A 3674-nucleotide genomic window follows, 5' to 3' on the forward strand; every position below is an offset into this window, starting at 1 on the left:
GACACCGGACGAGAAAGCGTTTGACGGCTGGCTCGAACGGCTCGACCACGGCGTCGCCGACGAGCCCACGCCGTACGACGTCACGACCCAGCTCCCGTACCGGATCACCTCGGACGCGCTGCGGGCGATCGACGGCGCGGATCCGGACCGCCCCGGCCTGTTCTGGGTCTCGTACCCTGAGCCGCACAACCCGTACCAGGTCCCGCGGCCGTACTTCGACCTCGTCGCGCCGGAGGACGTCCCGGACCGCCTGACGGGGCCGGAGGCAACGAACATCAAGCAGGGCGCCTACGCCTGGCTGCGCAAACTCCAGGAGGACAAGCGACCGGGGTACGACGACAACTGGCGCCGCTACGCGGCCAACTATCTCGGCATGCTGCGCCTGCTCGACGACCAGATCAGCCGCCTGCACGAAGGCCTGGCGCAGCGGACCAGGCCACGGCTGACGATCGTGCTCGCGGATCACGGTGACTACGTCGGCGAGTACGGGCTGCAACGCAAGGGTGCCGGGCTGTCCGAGTTCCTGATGCGGATCCCGCTGATCGTGGCCGGCGATGGCATCGAGCCACAGCAACGCGACGAACCGGTCTCGATCGTCGACGTGCTGCCCACCATCTGCGAGGCCGTCGGCCAACCCATCCCCGAAGGCGTCCAGGGCCGCAGCCTGCTGCCACTCGCGCACGGCGCGCCCGCCCCGGAAAACGAATTCGGAAGCATCATCGCCGAGCACGGCTACGGCGGCCGCGCGTACGAGGTGACCGCCAGACCGCCGCTGCACTTCAGCTACGACGGCCCGACGTTCGACGAACTCAACACGGTCACGCAGTCCGGCGCCGCCCGGATGCTCCGCAGCGGCAACTGGAAGCTCATCGTCCACGCGGAGCTGGAGGGCGAGCTCTACGACCTGGACGAGGACCCGGCCGAGCTCGTCAACCTCTTCGACGACGACCGGCACCTGGCTGTCCGCGCCCGCCTGCTGCACCAGCTCACCCGCTGGCAGGCGCGGCTGACCGACGACCTCCCGAACGGCAACTACACCCCGCTCCGCCTGCCCCACAACTGGCGTTGGGCTCCCCAAGGAGAAACACCATGACTCTACTGATGCCGCGACTCCGTCGCGGCGGGTCATGGGGCTGTTGCTCCCAGCCTTCCCTCGTCGTTCCAGTCGCTTCGCTCCCTCCACTCCTCAGTCCAGGCCGGGAGGCCCCATGACCACGTTCAGCCGCCGTACCCTCCTCGGGCTCGGCGCCGCGACCGCCGCGGCGATCACGATTCCCGGCTGCTCCGGAAAGTCCGGCCCGATGCGGGTTTCCTGGTACGGCCCCGACCCGGTCACGAAGGCGCTCAACAAGGCGCTGGACGCCTGGAAGTCGAGCGGCGGTGCGGAGTACACCGCGGAGAGCGCCCCGTTCGACGACTACTGGGACAAGCTGGCCACGCAGACCTCCGGCGGCAACGCCCCCGACGTACTGCGGATGTCGATGAGCTACTTCAGTGACTACGCGGGCCGAGGCGCGCTGAAGGACCTGAGCTCGTCCGGTATCGACACCTCCGGCCTGGACAAGGACGTCGCGGACAGCGGCCTGACCGACGGCAAGAACTACGGCATCGGGCAGAGCTCGATCAGCTACGCGATGTACGTCGACGAGGCGGCCGTGAAGAAGGCCGGCGGGACCGTGCCGGCGCAGGGCTGGACGTGGGACAAGTTCGCCGAGTTCGCCCGCGGCTACAGCGGATCGGTCCAGGGGTCGTACGGCTCGCCCGACCAAGCCGGTGGCCTCCAGCTGTTCGAGGTGTACGCCCGGCAGCACGGCACGGAGCTGTTCTCCGACGACGGCGGAAAGCTTGCCACCAGCAAGGAAACCGTCCAGGAATGGTTCCAGTACTGGGCGGACCTGCGGAAGGCGAAGGCCGTGCCGACTCAGAACGTCAGCGCCGAGACGACCGCGATCGAGAAGTCGCTGGTTGCCAAGGGCAAGGCTCCGGTGCAGTTCGGCTGGGTCCAGCAGGTCACGTTCTACCAGCCGGTGGTGAAGAATCCGTTGTCGGTACTCCCGGTGCCGCAGGGCACGGCCGGTGACCTGAAGGGCCAGTTCGTCAAGGGCCTCGACCTGTGGTCGATCTCGTCCGCGAGCAAGCATGCTGAGGACGCTGCCAAGCTGATCGGGTTCCTGCTGAACGACGAGAAGGCGATCAAGGCGATCGGCATCCTGCTCGGCGTACCGCCGTCGAAGAAGGCGCGCGACCTGGTCGCCGCCGATGCCGGCTCCGCCGGTGCGCGGGCGATCAAGTACGTCGAGGACATCAAGGACCAGGTCGGGCCGTCGCCGAAGCCGTGGCCGAAGGGGTACGGCGAACTGCTCACCGGGTTCAGCCGGATCGCGGAGAACATCGGTTTCGGGAAGAGCGATCCGGCGAAGGGCGCGCAGGAGTTCGTCGACCTGGCCGGGAAGACCCTGGGCCAGTGATCGGTCGACTCCGGCAGAGTGTTCCGGCGTACCTGTTCCTGCTGCCCTGGCTGATCGGCATCGTTGGGCTGACCATCGGCCCGATGCTGCTGTCGCTGTACTACTCGTTCACCGACTATGCGCTGCTCAACACTCCGGCGTGGACGGGCCTGCACAACTACACCGCCCTCTTCCACGACGACCGGTACCTGCAGTCGCTGAAGGTCACGTTCATCTACGTCGGCGTGTCGGTCCCGCTCGAGATGGCGTTCGCGCTCACGGTCGCCGTACTGCTCAACCGCGGGCTCAAGGGGCTCGCCGTCTACCGCGCGCTGTACTACGTGCCGAGTCTGCTCGGCGGGAGTGTCGCGATCGCTCTGCTGTGGCAGCAGATCTTCGGCAGCGACGGCCTGCTCAACGACATCCTCGGCCTGTTCGGGATCCACGGCCGCGGCTGGATCTCCGAGCCCGGTACGGCGTTGTGGACGCTGATCGTGCTCCGGGTCTGGCAGTTCGGCGCGCCGATGGTGATCTTCCTGGCCGGGCTGCGGCAGATTCCGGACGAGGTACTCGAGGCGGCCGAGGTGGACGGTGCGGGCCGGTGGCAGCGATTCTGGCGGGTCACGCTGCCGTTGCTCTCACCGGTGGTGTTCTTCAACCTGGTGCTGCAGATCATCGGCGCGTTCCAGGCGTTCACACCGGCGTTCGTGATCAGCGGCGGCAAGGGCGGTCCGTCCGACTCGACGCTGTTCTACACGCTGTACCTGTACCAGCAGGCGTTCGGGAACTTCAAGATGGGGTACGCCGCCGCGATGGCCTGGGTGCTGCTGCTGATCATCGCGGTCTTCACCGGGCTGAACTTCGTCCTCGGCCGCACCTGGGTGTTCTACGGAGACGAAGGGGTACGCCGATGAAGCGCGTGCTGGCCCACGCCGGCCTGACCGCCGGCGCGCTGATCATGCTCTACCCGCTGCTCTGGATGGTCAGCGCCTCGCTGCGCAAGAACACCGAGATCTTCAGCCATCCGGGCCTGATCCCGGAGCACCCGACGCTCGGCAACTACGCGCTCGGCTGGTCATCGACCGGGACCAGCTTCGGCGTGTATCTCCTGAACTCGCTGATCATCTGCGCGGCGGTGGTGATCGGCAACCTGATCACCTGCTCGCTGACCGCCTACGCGTTCGCGCGGATGACGTTCGTCGGCCGGAAAACGTTGTTCGGGCTGAT

Annotated in this window: 3 protein-coding genes and 1 pseudogene; all 4 read left to right on the forward strand. The window is 67.4% G+C overall.

Features of this window, described 5'->3' with window-relative positions; all coding sequences use genetic code 11:
• A partial coding sequence (locus tag VFF46_RS37530) for a sulfatase-like hydrolase/transferase (protein WP_325042027.1) occupies positions 1 to 1093 on the forward strand: 1093 nt, incomplete at its 5' end.
• Between the two features lie 115 nt (positions 1094 to 1208).
• A complete protein-coding gene (locus tag VFF46_RS37535) occupies positions 1209 to 2468 on the forward strand; it encodes an extracellular solute-binding protein (RefSeq protein ID WP_325042028.1) in 1260 nt (419 codons plus the stop codon).
• The gene (locus VFF46_RS37540) at positions 2465 to 3361 is read left to right on the forward strand and encodes a sugar ABC transporter permease (protein WP_325042029.1); all 897 of its coding nucleotides are present in this window, start codon (positions 2465 to 2467) and stop codon (positions 3359 to 3361) included. The genes VFF46_RS37535 and VFF46_RS37540 overlap by 4 nt, the downstream gene beginning before the upstream one ends.
• Positions 3358 to 3674, forward strand: a pseudogene (locus VFF46_RS37545) (carbohydrate ABC transporter permease); the annotation flags it as partial. The gene VFF46_RS37540 and the pseudogene VFF46_RS37545, both read left to right, overlap by 4 nt.

This window comes from Kribbella sp. (assembly GCF_035655035.1).
Lineage (GTDB): Bacteria > Actinomycetota > Actinomycetes > Propionibacteriales > Kribbellaceae > Kribbella.